The sequence below is a fragment of the Actinokineospora sp. NPDC051303 genome (genome assembly GCF_055586285.1).
In genome coordinates, this window is sequence record NZ_JBVJIN010000002.1 from 268,760 (window position 1) to 288,000 (window position 19,241).

The following is a 19,241-nucleotide window of genomic DNA, read 5'->3' on the forward strand; positions in this document are numbered from 1 at the left end:
CCGATCCCTCCGTTGTGGACGTGTCTCCCCTCACGGGACCTACGTCCCGTCCGCGCGGGACCCGGGCACCTACTGTCTTGGCGCGCGGGAGGACAGGCTGGGCAGCGTGGATGTACTGGAGCTCGCGCGGTGGCAGTTCGGCATCACCACCGTCTACCACTTTTTGATGGTCCCGCTGACCATCGGCCTGTCGGTGCTGGTCGCCGGGATGCAGACGGCGTGGGTGCGCACGGGGGACGTGAAGTACCTGCGGATGACCAAGTTCTGGGGGAAGTTGCTGCTGGTCAACTTCGCCATGGGCGTGGTGACCGGGATCGTGCAGGAGTTCCAGTTCGGCATGACCTGGAGCGAGTACTCCCGGTTCGTCGGGGACGTGTTCGGGGCGCCGCTGGCGATGGAGGGGCTGGTCGCGTTCTTCGTGGAGTCCACGTTCCTGGGGTTGTGGATCTTCGGGTGGGACCGGCTGCCGAAGCGGGCGCATCTGGCGTGCGCGTGGGCGTTCAGCCTGGCCACGATCGCCTCGGCGTACTTCATCATCGCGGCGAACTCGTGGATGCAGCACCCGGTCGGCGTGGAGCTGGTCGACGGGCGGCCTCGGCTGACCTCGATCTGGGCGGTGCTGGGCAACAACACCGCGCTCAGCGCCGTGCCGCACGCCGTCGCCGGGTGTTTCGCGGTGGGGGCCGCGTTCCTGGTCGGCATCGGCGCCTGGCACCTGTGGCGGCGCCGTGACGACGACGGGCCGGTGTGGCGGGCGTCGGTGAAGCTCGGCGGGTGGGTCGGTGTGGTGTCGTTCGCGGCGCTGGCGATCACCGGGGACCTGCAGGGCAAGCTGATGTTCGAGCAGCAGCCGATGAAGATGGCCGCCGCCGAGGCCCTGTGCCATACCGAGAAGCCCGCCGCGTTCTCGGTTTTCGCGGTGGGCGATGTGACCCGGCCGGACTGTGAGAACGTCAAGTCGATCACCGTGCCCGCGCTGCTGTCCTTCCTGGCGCATAGCGACTTCACCACCGAGGTGCGCGGCATCGAGCAGCTTGTCGGGGAGTACCGAGAGCGCTACGGAGCCAACTACCCGGTCGACGAGCGGCTGGGCGAGCTGTCCGGCAAGCCGATCGACTACGTGCCCAACCTGCCGGTCACCTACTGGGGCTTCCGGTTTATGATCGGCTTCGGGGCGCTGGCCGCGCTCGCGTCGGTCGCGGTCCTGTGGTTCACCCGAGGCGGCCGCGTCCCGGAAAGCAAGTGGTTCCCCCGGCTCGCGCTCGCCGGGATCGCGACACCGTTCCTGGCCAACAGCTTCGGCTGGATCTTCACCGAGATGGGGCGGCAGCCGTTCGTCGTCGCACCCAATCCGTCCGGTGTGGACGGTGTGTGGATGTTCACCGCGCGCGGCGTCTCCGGGCTGACCAGTGGCGAGGTGCTGACCTCGCTGATCGCGCTGACCGCCGTCTACGCCGCGCTGGCCGTGGTCGAGGTGTTCCTCATCGCCCGCTATGCCCGCGCGGGCGTGGCCGGGGTCATGCCGCCGGACAAACCGGAATCCGACAAGCCGAGCGACACGCTCGCGTTTGCCTACTAGGAGTCCACTGTGGAACTCTCGGTCGTCTGGTTCTGCGTGATCGCCCTGCTCTGGTTGGGTTATCTGTTCCTGGAGAGCTTCGACTTCGGCGTCGGGATGCTGCTTCCCGTGCTGGCCAAGGACAACACCGAACGCCGCGTCATGGTCAACACCATCGGCCCGGTGTGGGACGGCAACGAGGTCTGGCTGATCGTCGCGGTCGGCGCCACCTTCGCCGCGTTCCCCGGCTGGTACGCCTCCCTGCTGAGCGCGGCCTACCTGCCGATCCTGGTCGTGCTGCTCGGGCTGATCGGCCGCGGCGTCGCCTTCGAGTACCGCGGCAAGGTCGACAGCGAGCGCTGGCGGCGGAACTGGGACCGGGTGATCGTCACCGGGTCGTGGCTGCCCGCGCTCGGCGTCGGACTGCTGCTCGCCACCATGATGTTCGGCCTCCCGCTCGACGCGGGCGGCAACCGGGTGGGCTCGCCGTTCGCCGCGTTCACCCCGGCGGCGGCGCTGGGGGCGCTGGCCGTCGCCGGGTTCTCGCTGGCGCACGGCGCGGTGTTCCTGGCGCTCAAGACCGACGGCGACATCCGGCGCCGGGCCCGCGCGCTGGCGCTGCGGCTCGGGCCGGGGGCGCTGCTGCCGCTGGCCGCGCTGCTGGTCTTGGTGCAGCTTGAGTCCGGCTCGCTGTGGACCTGGCTCGCGGTCGGCGTGGCCGCGGCGGCGGGCGCGGTGGCGTTCCAGCGGCTCGCCCTGGGGCGGGAGGGGCAGGCGTTCGCCGGGCTGGGCGTGCTGATCGCCGCGTCGGTGGTCGCGCTGTTCGGCGCGCTCTACCCGAACGTGCTGCCCTCGACGCTCGACCCGGCGTTCTCGCTGACCGTGGCCGACACCGCGTCCAGCCCGTACACCCTCCAGGTCATGAGCTGGGTCGCGTTGTTCGGCACGCCCGCGGTGTTGGTCTACCAGGGCTGGACGTACTGGGTGTTCCGCAAGCGGGTCAGCACCGCGCACATCCCGCCGGTGCACGTGCCGTGAACCCCGTGAACTCTCCCGAGCGACCTCGACCCGCCAGTCGGCTCGGGAGGGGGCCGCTCGGCGCGCTGCCGGGGTTGTCCCCGTCGGCGCGCCGGGCGCTGCTCGCCTGCGGCGTCCTCGCCACCACGACCGCGGCCGCCCTGGTGGTCCAGGCGTGGGCGCTCGCCTCGGCCCTGGCGGGGGTGGTGAGCGGGCGGGGGATGCAGTCGGGGGCGCTCACCGTCCTCGCCGGGGCGGTCCTCGTGCGGGCCCTGCTGGGCTGGGCGACGCAGGTCGTCGCAGCGCGGGCCGCCGCGGGAGCCAAGGAGGAGCTGCGCGGGGTGCTGCTCGACCGGGCGCTGGCGCTGGGGCCGGAGTGGATCGCCGAGCGGGGGCCGGGCGAGCTGACCGCGCTCGCGACCAAGGGGCTCGACGCGCTCGACGCGTACTTCGGCACTTACCTGCCCGCGTTGGTCACCGCTGTCGTGGCGCCGTTAGGGGTGGGCGCGGTGATCCTGGCCGTCGACTGGCCCTCGGCGGTCGTGGTCGCCCTGACCGTGCCGCTGATCCCGCTGTTCGCGATCGTCATCGGGCGCTACACCGAAGACCGGGTCGGACCGGCCGCCGCGGCGACCGAGCGGCTGTCGGGGAACCTGCTGGAACTGGTGCGCGCGCTCCCGGTGCTGGCCGCGTTCCGGCGGGCCGAGGCGCAGGCCGAGACGGTGCGGGCGGTGTCCGAGGCGCATCGGCGGGGGACGCTCGGGGTGCTGCGGGTGGCGTTCTCGTCGGCGTTCGCGCTGGAACTGGTGGCGACGCTTTCCGTGGCGCTGGTAGCGGTGGTGATCGGGGTGCGGCTGGTCGGGGGAGACCTGTCGCTGGCGGTCGGGCTGTTCGTGCTGATCGTCGTCCCCGAGTGCTACCTGCCGCTGCGGGCGGCGGGGGCGGCGCACCACGCGAGCGAGGACGGGATGGAGGCGGTCCGGCGGGTCGCCCAGATCCCGGTCGCGCCCGTGCCCGGCGGGCGGGCGGTGCGGGAGTTCGGGGAGATCCGGGTCGAGGGGCTGCGGGTGCGGCGGCGGGACGGGTTCGCGCCGGACGGGTTGTCGCTGGTCGTGCGGCCGGGGGAGGTCGTGCGGCTCGACTCGCCGAGCGGAAGCGGTAAGTCGACATTTTTCGGCGTCTTGCTCGGCTTCGTGTCCCCCTCCGACGGAAACGTGCTGGTCGACGGCGTGTCGCTGAGTGAGATCGACATGTCGACTTGGCGGCAAATCGTCACCTGGGTACCGCAAAAGCCGGTTTTCGCGGAATCCACCGTGGCGGCCGAGATCGGGCCGGTGCCCGCCGAAGAACTGCGGGCGGCAGCGGCTGATCTTCGGATTGGTGAACTGCTGGATCGCAGGATTGATGAACTCTCCCAGGGGGAGCGGCAGCGGGTGGCTCTGCTGCGGGCACTGCTGCGGCCGGGCACCCGGCTGCTGCTGCTCGATGAGCCGACCGCCGCCCTCGACCCCGCCACGGCCGCGCTGGTGATGGCGGCCGTCGACCGCGCGGCGCATCGGGGGATCGCCGTGCTGCTGGCCACCCACCGGAGGATCGACGGGGGAGTCGAACCGGTGGGCGCTCCCAGCGCGGCCGTGGCGGTGGCCGACACCGCGGTGACCCGGACCGGACGGCTGCGTGACCTGATCAGCGGGCGGACGCTCGCCGGGGCCGCGCTGGCCGCGGGGTCGCTGACCTGCGGGGTGCTGCTGGCGGCGCTGTCGGCCTGGCTGATCGCGAGGGCGTCGCAGCAGCCGCCGCTGCTGACGCTGTCGGTGGCGATCGTCGGGGTGCGCACGTTCGGGCTCGCGCGCGCCGGTCTGCGGTACGTCGAGCGGCTGGTCACGCACGACGCGGCGTTCCGCACGGCGACCGGCTCGCGGGTGCGGCTGTGGGGAGACCTCGTGCGGCTGGGGCCCGCGCGGACGCTCGGTCTGCGCCGGGGAGAAGGGCTGCGCAGGCTCGTGGACGACGTCGACGCGGTGCGCGACCTGACCCCGCGCGTGCTGGTGCCGCCGCTGGTCGCGGTGGGGGTGGCGGTTGCGGCGGTGGTTGTCCAGGCGGTGATCCTGCCGGTCGCCGGGCTGGTGCTGGCCGTGGCGGTGCTGGTCGCCGGGGTGGGCGCGCCGCTGGTCGCCGTGGCGGTGGAGAAACGGGCCACGAAAGCGCTTGCGGCGGGGCGGCGGGCCGTCGCGGGCGGAGTGTTGACGCTGTTCGACTCGGCTGCCGACCTCATCGCGTTCGGTCGGCACACCGCTCGGCGCGCGGCGCTGGCCGACGCCGATGCCGCGCTGGTCGCGCGAGCCCGCAGGCAGGCGTTCGGGGCGGGCGCGGCGCTGGCTCTGATCACCCTCGCGCTGGGGATGGCCACGGTCGTGTCCACCGCGCTCGCCGCGACTCGGGTCGATCCGGTTCTTGTGCCGATCGTCGCCCTAGTGCCGCTCGCGGTCGCCGAAGCGCTCGCGCTGCTGCCTCCCGCCGTCACGCATCTGCCCGCCCTGCGCGCCGCCCACACCCGCACCGACGCGGCGCCCTGCCCGGCGCGGTTCGCGATCGGGCCCCAGGTGCGGCTCGACGGGGTGGACGTGCGCTGGCCCGGCGCCGATCGGCCCGCGCTGCGGGGCGTGGACGTGCGGATCGAGCCGGGCGCGCATGTCGCGGTCGTGGGCCCGTCCGGGGCGGGCAAGTCCACGGTGATGGCGTTGCTGCTGGGGTTCCTCGACGCCGAGCGCGGGTCGGTGACCCGGCCCGCGACTGTCGCCTGGTGTCCACAGGAGCCGATGCTGGTGGGCACGTCGATCCGGGAGAACCTGCGGCTGGCCGCGCCCCACGCGAGCGACGACGACCTACGGGCGGCTCTTAGGCGGGCGGAAGCCGGTCACCTGGATCTGGACGCGCGTGCGACCGCCGTGTCGGGAGGCGAGGCCCAACGGATCGCTCTTGCGCGCGCATTGCTCGCCGACGCTGAACTGGTGCTGCTCGATGAGCCGACAGCGCACTTGGACATCCCCACGGCCCGCCGGGTCCTCGCCGGGGTGCGGGAGACCCTGGCAGGCCGCACCGTCGTGCACGTGACCCACCGGGCTGAGGAAGCCGACGAGGCCGATGTGATTCTCGTGGTGTCCGGCGGCGAGGTGCGCGAGGCCGCGCGCGTGAGGGCCTAACCTGGGATGCGACTCATGGATCCCACTCTTGCCGCGCGGACCCTCACCGCGTCCACCGAGATCGCCACGGCGGCGCTGTCCGGGCGCGACCCGGACGCGGTGCTGGACTTGGTGGTGCGCGCGGCGGCCGAGCTTGCCGAGGCCGACCTGGGGCTGGTGATGGTCGGCAGCGGGGACGGGCCGCTCGTCGTGGAGGCCGCGTACGGCGCCCGCGACTTCGACCCGGTGGGGCTGGTGCTGTCGCCGCGGTCGTCAGCGGCTCGGGTCGCCCGTGGTGGGGTTCCCATCGTCACCGACGACATGGTGAGTGATCCGCGGACCGCGCCTTATGTGCCCGCCGAGTTGCGCGGGTTCGGGCCGTTCGCGGCGGCGCCGTTCGGCACTCGGGAGAGTCGGCTGGGGGCGTTGACGGTGTATCGGCGGCGTTCCGGGAAGCCGTTTATGCGGGGGACGGTGGAGGTGCTTACCGCGTTCGCTGCTCAGGCGGGGCTGGTTCTGGTTCTCGCCGATGGCGCCAACGCTCGGCAGCGGGTTGGCGTGTACGAGGAACGTGAGCGGCTTGCCCGCGACTTGCATGATGTCATCGTGCAGCGGTTGTACGCGGCTGGGATGCAGTTGGATCTGCTTGCGCGTCGGCCTGCCAAGAAGCTTGCGAAGGCTGATGCGGCTCGGTTGGGGGATGCGGTGGACCAGTTGGACGCTGCTATCGCTGATGTGCGTGCTGTTGTGCGGACGTTGCGCAATCCTGATCCCGAGGAACCTGCTGATCTTGCTGATTCGGTTCGGGCGGAGATTGGTATCGCTCGGGAGCTGTTGGGGTTTGAGCCTTCGTTCGATTTATCTGATGATATTCGGGATGTGCCGGTGGTGGTTGCTGATCACACTCGGGCGGCGTTGCGGGAGGCGTTGTCGAATGTGGTTCGGCATGCTGGTGCGCTTCGGGTCGCTGTTCGTGTTCGGCGTGAGAAAGACGTTCTGCGGTTGACCGTCGCTGATGATGGGTGTGGGATTCCTCAGGGGGTTACTCAGCGGGGGCTCAAGAATCTTCGGGAGCGTGCGGAGAAGTTGGGTGGGCGGTGTGATGTTCGGTCTTCTCCGCGTAGTGGGACTACTGTGGTGTGGGAGGTTCCTCTTCGTTCTTGAGTCGGGTGGATTGGGGGCCCGATTGGGTGGAGTGGTTTCTCTGGGGCCCCTACGAAGGAAGATCGCCGTGTGAAAGACGGGTGGGATGCCTTCGGCCTCACACGCGCGCAGCCAGCTTAGCGATCTTCCTTCTCCCCCAGAGAAACCACTCCACCCAATCGGGCACTTGGCGGGCGTGGCCTGCGGTTGGCAGGCGGGCTGGTGGTGGGGTGTCAGGTCAGCGGGGGGTGGCGGCGGGCTATCCAGGCTACTGCTTGGGTGCGGCGTTCCATGCCTAGTTTGGCCAGTACTGAGGTGACGTAATTTTTGACTGTTTTTTCGGCTAGGAATAGGCGTTCGGCGATTTCTCTGTTGGAGAGTCCCTCGCCTATTAGTTCCAGTACTGCTCGTTCGCGTTCGGTTAGTCCTGCCAGGTCGTCGGGTTCTGCTGTGCGGCGCATTCTGTCTAGGACTCGGGCTGTGGTGACTGGGTCCAGGAGTGACCTGCCCGCTGCTACTTCTCGGACGGCTGTCACCAGGTCTTGGCCGCGTACCTGTTTGAGCAGGTAGCCTGCCGCGCCTGCCATGATGGCTTCTACCAGGGCGTTTTCGTCGTCGAACGCGGTGAGGACCAGGCAGTGGGGGGCTGGGGTCAGGGACCGCAGGGAGCGGCACAGGGCCACGCCGTCGCCGTCGGGGAGGCGGACGTCCACTACGGCTACGTCTACGGGGACCGCGTTCGCCCGGGTGAGTGCTTCCGCGACGCTTCCCGCTTCGGCGGTGACTTCGATGCCGTCTTCGCCGTCTAGGAGGTCTCGTAGGCCTCGGCGGACGACTTCGTGGTCGTCTACCAGCAGGACGCGGATCACGGGTCAGAGCTTACGGAGTCGGACGCGGCTGATGCGGTGGTCGGCGCCTTTGCGCAGGACCAGGGTGGCGCGGGGGCGGGTGGGGAGAATGTTGTTGATCAGGTTGGGCTCGTTGGTCTGCTTCCACAGGCGGACCGCTTCCGCCTGGGCTTGGGCGTCGGTGAGGGCGGCGTAGTGGTGGAAGTGGGAGGCGGGGTCGGCGAAGGCGGTGTTGCGCAGCGCCAGGAAGCGGTCGACGTACCAGCGTTCGATGTCCTCGGAGTGGGCGTCCACGTAGATCGAGAAGTCGAACAGGTCGGACACCGCCAGCCGGGCGCCGGGCTGCAGGACGTTGAGGCCCTCGACGATCAGGATGTCCGGCCTGCGGACCACCTGTTCCTCGTCGGGGAGGATGTCGTAGGCGAGGTGGGAGTAGACGGGGGCGCGGACTTCCTCCGCGCCGGACTTCACCTCGGAGACGAACCGCAGCAGGGCGCGGCGGTCGTAGCTCTCCGGGAAGCCCTTGCGGCTCATCAGCCCCCGCCGCAGCAGCTCGGCCTTGGGGAACAGGAAGCCGTCGGTGGTGACCAGGTCGACGTGCGGGTGGTCGGGCCAGCGGGCCAGCAGGGTGCGCAGCAGCCGGGCCGTGGTGGACTTGCCGACCGCGACGCTGCCCGCGATGCCGATGACGAACGGGACCTTGCGGCCCGCCCGGGTGTCCTCGCCGAGGAACTCGGTGGTCGACTCGTACAGGCGCTGCCGGGCGGCGACCTGGAGGGAGATCAACCGGGACAGGGGCAGGTAGACGTCGACCACCTCTTCGAGGTCGACCGGGTCGCGCAGGCCGCGCAGCCGCACCAACTCGTCCAAGGTCAGCGGCAGGGGCGTCGACTTGCGCAGTTCACGCCACTGCTCGCGGCGGAGCTCGACGTACGGACTCAGCTCGCGCACCCGCGCCATGTCCGACTCCTCGCCGAGTTGTGATGGGCGTGCCTAGCGTCAACGTAGGTGCTCCGCACAGGTTTGCGCTGTGACCGATTACACCGATCGGGGGACCTATGGTGTGGCGCACGTGACGTTTCGGTGAACGCCTGATTTATGAAACACCCGCTGACCTGCGGCGAGGTGATCAGCGCTCAGCTTTCGAGGAAAATCTCGTCCCACGCCACCGAGACCTGCCGCGCGCACACCTGCGGTGGCACCCGGCCGACGCCGGTGCCCAACCCGGGCATGGCGATGGTGTGGACCGCGGCGCGGACCGGGCTGCCGTCGTCCAGGGTGCCATCGCGCCAGAGGCGGAAGACGGCCTTCGCGGCCAGGTACGGGTGGACGGTGTCGTGCGCCAGGATCTGCGACGGCTCGCGCATCGTCGGCGCGACGATCAACCACGCCGGGGCCACCGCGTCGGTCGGCACGATCAGCGCCTCGCCGACCGGCAACTCGCCGCCGTGGTAGGCCAGCACCGCGCTGCGCACCCGCTGCTCGGCGCCGGGGAAAGCCCGCGCGTACACCGCGTCGATGCCGCCGCGCATCCAGCCGAACGAGTTCGCCGGGGACACCACGGCCTGCGCGGACACCTCCAGCACCGACCCTCGGTGCACCCGGACGTCCGGCCTGCCCTCGGCCGCGGTCTCCCAGGCCGCGGCGAGCGACTCGCTCACCGCGCACAGGACCAGGTCTGGGGTGCCGGATATCCGGCGGGGCACCGCCGCCGTCCCGGTCTCCGAATCCGCGGTCACGCTCCCAGCATGGCATCTGGGAGACACCGGCGGTAACCGTTGTTTGGCAATCAACGGAACAACGTTGGGCACCATCGACGGTCTGTGACAGGAGTTCCCCGATCGTGCGTAGGGTGAGCGCGTGCCGAGAATCGCCTATTTCGGGCCCCGAGGAACCTTCACCGAGCAGGCCGCCGCGGCGTTCGACGCGCACGCGGAGCTGGTTCCACTGCCGACGATCCCGCTTGCCGTCGCCGCGGTACGCGCGGGTGAGGCCGACCTGGCGTGCGTGCCGGTGGAGAACTCGGTGGAGGGCGCGGTGTCGGCCACGATGGACACTCTCGCCGGGGACGCGCCCGTCGTGGCGGTCGCCGAGCGCGTGCTGCCGGTCCGGTTCTCCGTGCTGGCCCGTCCCGGTGCGACGTTCGCGGACGTGCGGACCGTGGCCAGCCACCCGCACGCGCTCGCACAGGTCCAACAGTGGCTCGGTAAGCACATGGCGGACGCGACCCAGATGGCGTCGACCTCCACGGCGGCCGCCGCTGTCGGCGTGCTGGCCGGGGAGTTCGACGCGGCCGTCACCGCCCCGGTCGCGGCCACGCACTACCCGCTGGCGGAGCTGGCGACCGACGTCGCCGACGAGCCGGACGCGGTGACCCGGTTCCTGGTGCTCTCCCGTCCCGGCGCGCTCCCCGAGCCGACCGGGGCCGACCGGACGTCGGTGTTCGTCGTCGTGTCGCACCGGCCGGGGGAGCTGGCCGCGATGCTCACCGAGCTGGCGATGCGCGGCATCAACGTGTCCCGGATCGAGTCTCGCCCACTGCGTAACCGGTTCGGCGAGTATCGCTTCTATCTGGACTTCGACGGCCACATTGCCGAGCAGCGGGTAGGCGACGCTCTCGCCGCGCTGCACCGCCGCAGTCAGCGCGTGCGGTTCCTCGGCTCTTATCCCAAAGCGGACGGTGTGGCGTCGACAGCGACGGACGGGACCGGCGACGCCGACTACCGTGAGTCGGCGACCTGGCTGGCCGCGCTGCGCCGAGGGGAGGACACGTGAGCCTGCGGGTCATGCTGATCCGGCACGGCGAGACCCCCTCGAACGTGCGGCACCTGCTCGACTCCCGCCCGCCCGGGCCGCCGCTGACCGAGATGGGCCGCAGGCAGGCCGCCGCCCTCGCCGAACGGCTCGCGGACGAGCCCGTGATCGCCGTCTATGCCAGTGTCGCCACGCGCGCGCAGGAGACCGCCGAACCGTTGGCGAAGACGCACGGGCTGCCGGTAGTGGTTGTCGACGGCGTGCACGAGCTTCAGGTCGGCGACTTGGAGGGCCGCTCGGACGACGCCGCGCTGACGCTGTTCGGCCAGGTCTTCGCCCAGTGGGCCGAAGGCGACGTGACCGCGGCGATGCCCGGCGGCGAGAGCGGCGAAGAGATCCGCGCGCGCTGCTTCGCCGCGCTCCGCGCGATCCAGGAGAGCCACCCGGACGGGTTGGTCGTGCTGGTCGCGCACGGCGGCGTCATCCGGCTCGTCGCCGACTGGCTGTGCGACAACATCGGCGCTCAGCTGGCCAACGCGCGACCCCTGCCCAACACTGGGCACGTGCTGATGGAGTGGCGCGAGACCGGGTGGCACTGCCTGGAGTGGACCGGGGTCGACCTCTAGGCCCTAGGTTCCTCACCCTCAGTGGTGTGAGTTGGGCCGATCGGGTGCTGCTCTCGACGAAAATGGGCCGACTTTGTCGGTGGCCCGGTTTACCCTCCGGGCACTGACTCATTCGGACTATCCAGGGAGGGCACATGCCCCCGCCCGCGTCCTCGATCGCTGTGCGCGCGGAAGCGTTGGTCAAGACCTTCGGGTCGACCCGCGCCCTCGACGGTGTCGATCTAGAGATCCCCGCAGGCACCGTTCTCGGTCTGCTCGGCCCCAACGGGGCCGGGAAGACCACCACCGTGCGAATCCTCACCACTCTGCTGCGCCCGGACTCCGGGCGGGCCTTCGTCGCGGGCCACGACGTGGTGGCCGATCCGGACGCCGTTCGGCGCTCGATCGGCCTGTCCGGCCAGTACGCGGCCGTGGACGAGCACCTCACCGGTTACGAAAACCTCTACATGGTCGGCAGGCTCTACGGGAAGAACCGCACCGACGCGGCGGCCCGCGCCCGCGAGCTGCTGACCCGGTTCCGGCTCCAGGACTCCGCGGACCGGCCAGCCAAGACCTACTCCGGCGGCATGCGCCGCAGGCTCGACCTCGCGGGCGCGCTGGTCGCCGAGCCAGCGGTCGTCGTGCTGGACGAGCCGACCACCGGGCTGGACCCGCGCGGGCGGCTCGACACCTGGGAGGTCATCGGCGAACTGGTCGCCGATGGCGCCACGGTCCTGCTCACCACGCAGTACTTGGAGGAGGCCGACCAGCTTGCCGACAAGATCTTCGTGATCGACCACGGCAAGGTCATCGCCGACGGCACAGCCGACCAGCTCAAGGCCCAGGTCGGCGGCGAGCGGCTGGAGATCATCGTGGGCGAGCCGGGCGAGTTGGCCCTGGCCGCCCAGGTGCTGTCCGAGGTCGGCTCCGACGAGCCGGTCACCGAGGAGCACCAGCGGCGCGTGCACGTCAAGGTCGACACCGGCCCGAAGGCCCTGGTCGAAGCGCTGCGCAGGCTCGACCAGCAGAGCGTCACCGTCCTCGATGTCGCCCTGCACCGCCCGACCCTCGACGACGTGTTCCTCTCCCTGACCGGCCATTCGGCCGAGGACGAGCCCGCCGCCGAGCCCGAGGGCAAGCGCACGGGCAGGAAGGCGAAGTCCCGATGACCACGATCTCCGCGAGCACCCGCGACAGCGGTGTCGTCACGTGGCGCAACCTGATGAACGTGCGCCGCCAGCCGGACTTGCTGCTGGGCGCGACCCTGCAGCCGATCATGTTCGTGCTGCTGTTCGCGTTCGTCTTCGGCAACAGCATCGGCAACGACCCCGATGCCTACCGCGAGTTCCTGATGGGCGGCATCTTCGCCCAGACGGTCGCGTTCAACTCCGCCTACACCACCATCGGCATGGCCGCCGACCTGGAGAAGGGCGTCATCGACCGATTCCGCTCGCTGCCCATGTCCCGGGCCGCGGTGCTGGTCGGCCGCACCACGTCCGACCTGGTGGTCAGCGCACTGGGCCTGCTGGTGATGTCGGTCTGCGGCCTGCTGGTCGGCTGGCGCATCCGCGGCAGCTTTGTGGACGCGGTCATCGGCTACGCCATGCTGCTGGCGTTCTCGTTCGCCATGTCCTGGATCGGCGCGTGGATCGGCATGGTGTCGGGCAGCGTCCAGGTCGCGCAGAGCGCGGGCTTCATCTGGATGTTCCCGGTCACCTTCATCTCGTCGGCGTTCGTCTCGGCGTCGAGCATGCCCGGCCCACTCAAGGTCTTCGCCGAGTGGAACCCGGTCACCGCCGTCGCCGACGCGGCCCGCGAACTGTTCGGCAACGAACGCCCCGGCGTGCTGGCCGCTCGCCCGGAGTCCTGGCCCGCGCAGCACGCGGTCCTGTTCGCGATCGTGTCGTGCGTGGCGATCCTGGTGATCTTCACCCCGATCGCGGTGGCGAAGTACCGCAAGGTCGCAAGCAAGTAGTGCCTCCGGTGAGGCGGCGCGTCGTCGTGCCGCCTCACCCGGGGTGCTCTCGCGGGCGTTGACGCACTTCATTGAGCGGCGCCGCGAGCGAGCGTTCAGGGTCGCCTTCGCCCGGGCGAATTCACTCAGCACCGCATGGAGTCGGGTCACCGATTGCTCGATGGAGCAATCGCACGGGAAGCCCTCAGGCTGGCGGAGTGGCGGCGGAGCGCTCGGCCGCGAACTCGGCCCGCGCGGCCGTGATCATGTCCGCGAGCATCGCCAACACCTCTTCCTCGACAACCAGGGTCAGGTTGTTCACGCGGTCGCCGAATTTCAGGTGCGCGACATCGCCTGCCTTCTCCCACCGGGGCGCGCACTGGGCGTCCAGTCCGATCCACAGATCCGAGGTGATCGGTTCGGTGATCATGAATCCGTCCTCCTGTTATGTCCCGCGCTCACCCGACATCGCCGGTGCGGCTTCCGCTCACGCAGCGCATTCCTGCCAACACGGCTACCGTATAACAGAGACACCATCTAACCCTCTGTCAAACGGGTGAATAACAGAGTCTCTTTCGAGTGAGCTTGATCGGGTTACCGCTGGGCGGGCAGCGGCCTGCGGCACACTGCGCCCATGGTTGACGATGATCCCGGGCCGCTCATTCAGCGGCTCGTGTGCGGCGAGAAGGCACGCGAACTGCGCATCGCCCGCGGCATCGAGCTGGCTGACGCCGACACGCGGTTGGGCAAGTATCGCGGCAAGCTCAGCAAAATCGAGACGGGCTTGCTGGCGCCGAAGCGGGACGAGACCACGACGCTGATCGAGATGTACGGCCTGACCGGCACGGAGGCGGAGGAGTTCCGGCAGCTCGCCAGCCAAGCCCGCAAGCGATCCGAGCCGCAAGCGGTGAGCGGGCCCGCGTACCTGCGCTATGTAGTGCTGGAACGCTCGGCCTCCGAGATCCGCATGGTCTATCCCGAGGTGCCGGGCCTGTTCCAAACCGAGGAGTACGCCAGGGCTGCGCTGTCCCGGTCGGCGGGCATCACCGCGGCCGAGTTGCCCAGGCTGACCGCGGCTCGCGTCGAGCGTGGCAACCGCCTGCTTGCGAACGGTGGGCCGCACGTGTTCGCGGTCATCGGCGAGGCCGCCCTCTACTACGAAGTCGGGGGCCGTGACGTGCTGCGGCGGCAGATCGAACACCTGCGGACGATCGCCGACTCACCGAACGTGTCACTGCGAGTCCTCGCCTACGAGACGGGCGTGAGCCCCGCGCTCAGTTGCCCGTTCACGCTGCTCTACATGCCGGTGCCCGCTCGGACGATCGCCTACGTGGAGACTCTGACCAAGTCCGACTACGTGAAGGCGACCAAGCCCTACGTCGAAACCTTCGCTCTGACCTGGGAGCTTGCCGACCCCGAGGACGCCAGCCGTGAGAGAATGCAGCGCAGAATCTCCGATCTGACGTGAAGGGGCGGTGGCCATGCCCATGACTGCTTCCGCTGTGTCGGGCGCACGGTGGCGCAAGAGCAGCCGAACGAGCGGGGGAGCGCAGGCGCAGTGCGTCGAGTTGGCCTGCTTGTCCGAGGGTGGTGCGGTGCGGGACAGCAAGCAGCCTTCCGGCGCGGTGTTGCTGCTCGACAACGCGGCTTTCCGCGGCTTCCTGACTGCGGCGCACGACGGCCAACTCGACCGCGGCTGACACCACGCGGGGTGCCGGGACACTGCACCGAGTCACCCAGTTTCGATTTCCCGATCTGATGTGAAGGAGCGGTGGCCATGACTGCTTCCGCTGTGTCGGGCGCACGGTGGCGCAAGAGCACCCGAACTGAAGGGGGAGCGCAGGCGCAGTGCGTCGAGTTGGCCTGCTTGTCCGAGGGCGGCGCGGTGCGCGACAGTAAGCAGCCCTCTGGCGCGGTGTTGCTGCTCGACAACGCGGCTTTCCGCGGCTTCCTGTCAGCAGCGCACGACGGCCAACTCGACCGCGGCTGACACCACGCGGGTCCCGGCACCGAGTCACCCACTTCCGAGTGAAGAAGAACTCCCGGGTAATTGTCCACGACGGACTGTTACCCGGGAGTTCTTCTGTGCGGCGGAAGTTTCTCTCAGTCTTCGCCGATTTTGGTGAGGCTCAGGGTGAAGCTGACGCTGATGAGCTGGAAGCCGGTCACCAGCAGGACCATGCCGAGGATCGGGACGCGCATGGTCTCCACAACGTCCAGGGCTCCGAAACCGGCCGCGCCCCAGATGCTCAGGGCGACCACGAAGCAGCCGATGCCCAGCAGAATCAGCAGGGCGCCGATCCACAGGCCACGTTCGAGTGAAGCTCGCGCTACGCGCAGGATCGTTCGGCCTGAGGGTGGGGGCAGGAGCCCGAGGTGGGCGGCGTAAGAGCGGGCCACCACCGCTAGCCCGATCCCTTGGAGGCCGAGCACGAACATGGTGGCGAAGGCCAGCATGGAGTGCAGGCCGAAGCCGATGCCGCCGACCTGGCGGGGGCCGAAGGACAGCCACAGCAGACCCAGCAGACCCACAGTCATCAGGGCGACCGACGGGTAATACAGCAGCCACCGGGGGCTGAACGCCAGCAGGAACCGCAGGTGGCGCCAGCCGTCGCGCCAAGTGCGCAGGTGGGGGGCGCGGCTGCGGCCGTCCGGGCGCAGGGTGGTGGGGACCTCGCGGATGTCGAAGTGGTTGAGCGAGGAGCGCACGACCATTTCGCTGGCGAACTCCATGCCGGAGGTGCGCAGGCCCAGCTCCAGCATGCGGTCGCGGCGGAAGGCGCGGATGCCGCAGTGGAAGTCGCCGACCGGGATGCGGAAGAACAGCTGGCCCAGCTTGGACAGCACGGGGTTGCCCAGGTAGCGGTGCAGGAACGGCATGGCGCCCTCGGCGATGCCGCCCTGGAAGCGGTTGCCCATGACCAGGTCGGCGCCCGCGCGCAGCTCCGTGAGGAAGCCGCCGATGTCGTCCAGGGCGTAGCTGTCGTCCGCGTCGGCCATCAGGACGTATTCGCCGCCAGCGGCTTCGATGCCCGCGGCGAGGGCGGCGCCGTAGCCGCGGCGGGGGACGTCCACGACCCGGGCGCCGTTGGCGCGGGCGATGTCCTGTGACCCGTCGGTTGAGCCGTTGTCCGCGACGATGACCTCGCCCACGACGCCGAGGGAGTCCAGGGAGTTCCGCGCCTTGCGGACGCAGGTCTCCAGCGTTTCGGCCTCGTTGAGGCAGGGCAGGACGATGGACAGCTCGATGACCGCTGACGGGGTCGTCTCGGCCTCGGCCACAGGCTTGGACGTTGTCATGGCTGTGCGCGCTCCTTAGCTGGACAGGCGCTGGAAGGGTATGGGGTGACCGACACGCGCCCGGCGACGGTGTGGAAACCGACGGCCTCATGGTAGGCCGACCGTCGCAAGCGGTTACCCTCAGACCCGTACTCGGTCGCGCGACGCGACACCATCACGTTCGGAGGGACCCCGTGTCCGACTGGTCAGACGTGTGGCTGGTTGTCCCGGTCTACAACGAGGGCGCGGTAATCGCCGAGGTCGCCCGTCGCGCGCTGCAGACCTTCCCCAACATCGTGTGCGTCGACGACGGCAGCCGCGACGACTCCGCCGCCCAGATCCGCACCACCGGCGCCCACCTGGTGCGCCACCCGGTGAACCTCGGGCAGGGCGCGGCGCTGCAGACCGGCGTCGAGTACGCCCGCGCGCAGCCAGGAGCCAAGTACTTCGTCACCTTCGACGCGGACGGGCAGCACCAGGTCGCCGACGTGGAGCGGATGCTCAAGCGGCTCAAGTCCGAGGACGTCGACATCGTCGTCGGCACGCGGTTCCGCGGCGGCGACACCAGCCACATCCCGTGGATCAAGCGGGTCGTGCTGCGCACGGTGGTCGCGCTGAGCCCGCGCACGAAGCGGCTCGGGCTGACCGACGCGCACAACGGGCTGCGGGTGTTCAACCGGACTGTCGCCGAGCAGATGAGCATCTCGCTCAACGGCATGGGGCACGCCTCGGAGATCGTGGAAATGATCGACCGGCACAAGTGGAGGGTCGCCGAGGAGCCGGTGACGATTCTCTACACCGAGTACTCCATGGCGAAGGGCCAGTCCCTCATCAACGGAGTGAACATCCTGTTCGACACCGCACTGAAGACCGGTTCGAGGCGCTGACATGCTGATCCAAGTTCTGCTTATCCTGGCGGTCGTGCTGCTGCTGGTGTTCTTCCTGCGCCACCACGGCAAGAGCAAGACCGCCGCCAGCGTGAAGATCGGGTTCGCGCTGTTCATGGTGTTCGGCGTGATCGCGGTGCTGCGGCCAGCCGAGCTGACCCGCCTGGCCAACCTGTTCGGCGTCGGCCGAGGCACCGACCTGCTGCTCTACGGCACGGTCGTCGCGTTCGGCTTCGCCACGATCAACACGTACCTGCGCTTCAAGGAGCTGGAGTACCGGTACGCGAAGCTGGTGCGCGCGGTGGCCATCCAGAACGCCGAGAAGCCGGACCCGGAGCCCGCCGAGCGCTAGCCCCGGAAATAGTCCACGGTCCGGCGCACGCCCTCGGCGATGTCCACTTCGGGCTTCCAGCCCAGGTCACGCCGGGCGGCGGCGTTGTCCAGCGCGGAGGCGCGCAGGTCGCCGAGGCGGGCGGGGGCGTGCTCGGGGTCGTCGGGGGCGCCTGCGGCCTGGGCGACGAGGGTGTGTAGTTCGCGGTCGGAGACCTGCACGCCGGTGCCGATGTTGTACCGGCGGCCTGCGCCGACCTCGCCCGCCGCGGCGACGAACGCGGACACGACGTCTTCCACGAACACGTAGTCGCGGGTGTTGCCGCCGTCGCCGAAGACCTTGGTGGGCTTACCGGTCAGCAGAGCATTGGCGAAGATGGCGACCACGCCCGCCTCTCCGTGCGGGTCTTGGCGCGGACCGTACACATTGGCCAGCGCCAGGTGAGTGCACTGGAGGCCATAGAGCTGGTGGTAGGTGTCCAGGTAGACCTCGCCGCTGACCTTGCTCGCCGCGTACGGCGACTTCGGGTTGATCGGCTGCGTCTCGGCGACCGGCAGCGCGTCGGGGGTGCCGTAGATGGACCCGCCGGACGAGGCGAACGCGATCTTGCGGACCCCGGCCTTGCGCGCGGCCTCGGCGAGGTTAACCGTGCCGAGGACGTTCTGCGTGAGGTCGAGCAGCGGGTCGGCCACGCTGACCCGCACGTCGATCTGCGCGGCGAGGTGGAAGACGACCTCGGGCCGGACGTCGGCGAGCACGTCGTGCAGTTCCGGCGCGGTGACGTCGACCTCGCGCAGCTCACAGCGGCCGGTGGCCAGCGCGGCGTCGAGGTTCGAGCGCTTGCCCCGGGTCAGGTTGTCGACCACCACCACGTCGTGGCCGTCCCGCAGGAGCCGGTCGACAAGGGTGGACCCGATGAAGCCGGCACCGCCGGTCACGAGAGCGCGCATGCGCCCCACTATGCCGTAACCGCCCCGACCGGAGTTCAGCCGACCGGCGGCCGTGTGGATCAGCCGGTGTGCCCGGGGCGGCGCATCACGTAGAGCACGTTGTTGCGGCGCGGCGGGATGCGGGCTTCCAGAGCGATGTCGTAGCCCGGCAGACCGGCGGCCAGGTAACCGCGCAACTCTTCCCGGCTGGGGAAGCGGACAGTCTTGTCGCCGGTCACATAGCGGTCGGCGGCGAACGCCATGGCGTGCGCGATGCCCGCGCCGCGCTCCCAGTCCTTCACAGCGATGACGCCGTCCTCGGTGCTCAGCGCGACGGCGTCGTTGAGCACCGGGACGCGCAGGCTCTCCGGGAGATGGTGCACCACGTCGACAATGCAGACGAGGTCGAACTGCTGCGGCTGCTCGGCGACCAGTTCCGAGGACGGGATGCTGCGGAACGTGGCGCGGCTGGTGTCGCCGCGGAAAAGCCTGCCGGGGTTGGGCGCGACGTCGATGCCGACGTACTCCGCCTCCGGGTAGACCTCGCACAGGCGCTGCCCGAAGGACCCGTCGCCGCAGCCGATCTCCAGGATGCGCTTGGCGGGCAGGGCGCTGGCGAGGGTCGTCGCCAGATCGTCGAGGTTGATGAACCGGTTCCGGTAGGCCTCGGCCGCCGGAATTTCAAACCGACCCAGCTTGTGGCGAATCGTCGGACCAATACCCACCGAAACTCCTTGACCACGGTGAACGCGAG

20 protein-coding genes are annotated in these 19,241 nt (G+C 69.9%); 13 read left to right on the forward strand and 7 right to left on the reverse strand.

The window, feature by feature from the left end; genetic code table 11:
• Window positions 1–106 precede the first annotated feature (106 nt).
• From ACZ6SD_RS03025 to ACZ6SD_RS03040, 4 genes are all read left to right on the forward strand, one after another.
• Window positions 107–1,579, forward strand: coding sequence for a cytochrome ubiquinol oxidase subunit I (locus tag ACZ6SD_RS03025; RefSeq protein WP_465315195.1), 1,473 nt, complete (start codon window positions 107–109; stop codon window positions 1,577–1,579).
• A gap of 9 nt (window positions 1,580–1,588) precedes the next feature.
• Entirely contained in the window at window positions 1,589–2,596 is a 1,008-nt protein-coding gene (gene cydB, locus ACZ6SD_RS03030; protein WP_465315196.1) for a cytochrome d ubiquinol oxidase subunit II, read from the forward strand.
• A 74-nt stretch (window positions 2,597–2,670) separates the two neighbouring features.
• Entirely contained in the window at window positions 2,671–5,778 is a 3,108-nt protein-coding gene (gene cydD, locus ACZ6SD_RS03035; RefSeq protein ID WP_465315197.1) for a thiol reductant ABC exporter subunit CydD, read from the forward strand.
• Window positions 5,779–5,793: 15 nt separating this feature from the next.
• The gene (locus ACZ6SD_RS03040; RefSeq protein ID WP_465315250.1) at window positions 5,794–6,921 is read left to right on the forward strand and encodes a GAF domain-containing sensor histidine kinase; all 1,128 of its coding nucleotides are present in this window, start codon (window positions 5,794–5,796) and stop codon (window positions 6,919–6,921) included.
• A gap of 212 nt (window positions 6,922–7,133) precedes the next feature.
• Here the strand turns inward: ACZ6SD_RS03040 and ACZ6SD_RS03045 are convergent, their stop codons facing one another.
• The 3 genes from ACZ6SD_RS03045 to ACZ6SD_RS03055 all read right to left on the reverse strand — a co-directional run bounded on the left by ACZ6SD_RS03045 (window position 7,134) and on the right by ACZ6SD_RS03055 (window position 9,487).
• A complete protein-coding gene (locus ACZ6SD_RS03045; protein WP_465315251.1) occupies window positions 7,134–7,766 on the reverse strand; it encodes a response regulator in 633 nt (210 codons plus the stop codon).
• A 6-nt stretch (window positions 7,767–7,772) separates the two neighbouring features.
• Window positions 7,773–8,708, reverse strand: coding sequence for a type I pantothenate kinase (gene coaA / locus ACZ6SD_RS03050; RefSeq protein WP_465315198.1), 936 nt, complete (start codon window positions 8,706–8,708; stop codon window positions 7,773–7,775).
• 176 nt (window positions 8,709–8,884) lie between these two features.
• Window positions 8,885–9,487, reverse strand: a complete 603-nt coding sequence (locus ACZ6SD_RS03055; RefSeq protein ID WP_465315199.1) for a macro domain-containing protein — start codon at window positions 9,485–9,487, stop codon at window positions 8,885–8,887.
• A 121-nt stretch (window positions 9,488–9,608) separates the two neighbouring features.
• Here ACZ6SD_RS03055 and pheA point away from each other — a divergent pair, with 121 nt between their 5' ends.
• From pheA to ACZ6SD_RS03075, 4 genes are all read left to right on the forward strand, one after another.
• Window positions 9,609–10,523, forward strand: a complete 915-nt coding sequence (gene pheA / locus ACZ6SD_RS03060; protein WP_465315200.1) for a prephenate dehydratase — start codon at window positions 9,609–9,611, stop codon at window positions 10,521–10,523.
• Complete coding sequence (locus tag ACZ6SD_RS03065) at window positions 10,520–11,128, forward strand: histidine phosphatase family protein (RefSeq protein WP_465315201.1); 609 nt, start codon at window positions 10,520–10,522, stop codon at window positions 11,126–11,128. Before pheA ends, ACZ6SD_RS03065 begins: the two co-directional genes overlap by 4 nt.
• 134 nt (window positions 11,129–11,262) lie before the next feature.
• Window positions 11,263–12,276 (forward strand): ATP-binding cassette domain-containing protein, encoded by a 1,014-nt coding sequence (locus tag ACZ6SD_RS03070; RefSeq protein ID WP_465315202.1) that lies wholly within the window; start codon window positions 11,263–11,265, stop codon window positions 12,274–12,276.
• Entirely contained in the window at window positions 12,273–13,082 is an 810-nt protein-coding gene (locus tag ACZ6SD_RS03075) for an ABC transporter permease (RefSeq protein ID WP_465315203.1), read from the forward strand. Before ACZ6SD_RS03070 ends, ACZ6SD_RS03075 begins: the two co-directional genes overlap by 4 nt.
• A gap of 184 nt (window positions 13,083–13,266) precedes the next feature.
• Here ACZ6SD_RS03075 and ACZ6SD_RS03080 read toward each other — a convergent pair whose 3' ends face one another.
• The gene (locus tag ACZ6SD_RS03080) at window positions 13,267–13,491 is read right to left on the reverse strand and encodes a hypothetical protein (protein ID WP_465315204.1); all 225 of its coding nucleotides are present in this window, start codon (window positions 13,489–13,491) and stop codon (window positions 13,267–13,269) included.
• 204 nt (window positions 13,492–13,695) lie between these two features.
• Between ACZ6SD_RS03080 and ACZ6SD_RS03085 the strand changes: the two genes are divergently transcribed.
• From ACZ6SD_RS03085 to ACZ6SD_RS03095, 3 genes are all read left to right on the forward strand, one after another.
• On the forward strand, window positions 13,696–14,529 hold the full coding sequence (locus ACZ6SD_RS03085) for a helix-turn-helix domain-containing protein (RefSeq protein WP_465315205.1): 834 nt from the start codon (window positions 13,696–13,698) through the stop codon (window positions 14,527–14,529).
• Between the two features lie 19 nt (window positions 14,530–14,548).
• Window positions 14,549–14,761, forward strand: a complete 213-nt coding sequence (locus ACZ6SD_RS03090) for a DUF397 domain-containing protein (protein WP_465315206.1) — start codon at window positions 14,549–14,551, stop codon at window positions 14,759–14,761.
• A gap of 77 nt (window positions 14,762–14,838) precedes the next feature.
• Window positions 14,839–15,051 (forward strand): DUF397 domain-containing protein, encoded by a 213-nt coding sequence (locus tag ACZ6SD_RS03095; RefSeq protein ID WP_465315207.1) that lies wholly within the window; start codon window positions 14,839–14,841, stop codon window positions 15,049–15,051.
• Window positions 15,052–15,164: 113 nt separating this feature from the next.
• Here the strand turns inward: ACZ6SD_RS03095 and ACZ6SD_RS03100 are convergent, their stop codons facing one another.
• Complete coding sequence (locus ACZ6SD_RS03100) at window positions 15,165–16,361, reverse strand: glycosyltransferase family 2 protein (RefSeq protein ID WP_465315208.1); 1,197 nt, start codon at window positions 16,359–16,361, stop codon at window positions 15,165–15,167.
• A 173-nt stretch (window positions 16,362–16,534) separates the two neighbouring features.
• Here ACZ6SD_RS03100 and ACZ6SD_RS03105 point away from each other — a divergent pair, with 173 nt between their 5' ends.
• Window positions 16,535–17,227, forward strand: a complete 693-nt coding sequence (locus tag ACZ6SD_RS03105; RefSeq protein WP_465315209.1) for a glycosyltransferase family 2 protein — start codon at window positions 16,535–16,537, stop codon at window positions 17,225–17,227.
• Between the two features lies 1 nt (window position 17,228).
• A complete protein-coding gene (locus tag ACZ6SD_RS03110) occupies window positions 17,229–17,579 on the forward strand; it encodes a DUF2304 family protein (protein ID WP_465315210.1) in 351 nt (116 codons plus the stop codon).
• On the opposite strand, the gene ACZ6SD_RS03115 is transcribed toward ACZ6SD_RS03110, so the two are convergent.
• Window positions 17,576–18,508, reverse strand: a complete 933-nt coding sequence (locus ACZ6SD_RS03115; RefSeq protein ID WP_465315211.1) for an NAD-dependent epimerase/dehydratase family protein — start codon at window positions 18,506–18,508, stop codon at window positions 17,576–17,578. The genes ACZ6SD_RS03110 and ACZ6SD_RS03115 overlap by 4 nt on opposite strands.
• Before the next feature lie 59 nt (window positions 18,509–18,567).
• Window positions 18,568–19,212 (reverse strand): class I SAM-dependent methyltransferase, encoded by a 645-nt coding sequence (locus tag ACZ6SD_RS03120; protein WP_465315212.1) that lies wholly within the window; start codon window positions 19,210–19,212, stop codon window positions 18,568–18,570.
• Window positions 19,213–19,241 lie beyond the last annotated feature (29 nt).

Excerpts from the sequence above, each read along its gene's own strand:
- ACZ6SD_RS03040 (WP_465315250.1), top strand. The coding sequence starts at position 5,794 with ATGGATCCCACTCTTGCCGCGCGGACCCTCACCGCGTCCACCGAGATC.
- ACZ6SD_RS03110 (WP_465315210.1), top strand. The coding sequence starts at position 17,229 with ATGCTGATCCAAGTTCTGCTTATCCTGGCGGTCGTGCTGCTGCTGGTG.
- ACZ6SD_RS03080 (WP_465315204.1), bottom strand. The coding sequence starts at position 13,491 with ATGATCACCGAACCGATCACCTCGGATCTGTGGATCGGACTGGACGCC.
- ACZ6SD_RS03085 (WP_465315205.1), top strand. The coding sequence starts at position 13,696 with ATGGTTGACGATGATCCCGGGCCGCTCATTCAGCGGCTCGTGTGCGGC.
- ACZ6SD_RS03100 (WP_465315208.1), bottom strand. The coding sequence starts at position 16,361 with ATGACAACGTCCAAGCCTGTGGCCGAGGCCGAGACGACCCCGTCAGCG.
- ACZ6SD_RS03075 (WP_465315203.1), top strand. The coding sequence starts at position 12,273 with ATGACCACGATCTCCGCGAGCACCCGCGACAGCGGTGTCGTCACGTGG.
- ACZ6SD_RS03070 (WP_465315202.1), top strand. The coding sequence starts at position 11,263 with ATGCCCCCGCCCGCGTCCTCGATCGCTGTGCGCGCGGAAGCGTTGGTC.
- coaA (WP_465315198.1), bottom strand. The coding sequence starts at position 8,708 with ATGGCGCGGGTGCGCGAGCTGAGTCCGTACGTCGAGCTCCGCCGCGAG.
- ACZ6SD_RS03095 (WP_465315207.1), top strand. The coding sequence starts at position 14,839 with ATGACTGCTTCCGCTGTGTCGGGCGCACGGTGGCGCAAGAGCACCCGA.
- ACZ6SD_RS03115 (WP_465315211.1), bottom strand. The coding sequence starts at position 18,508 with ATGCGCGCTCTCGTGACCGGCGGTGCCGGCTTCATCGGGTCCACCCTT.
- ACZ6SD_RS03090 (WP_465315206.1), top strand. The coding sequence starts at position 14,549 with ATGACTGCTTCCGCTGTGTCGGGCGCACGGTGGCGCAAGAGCAGCCGA.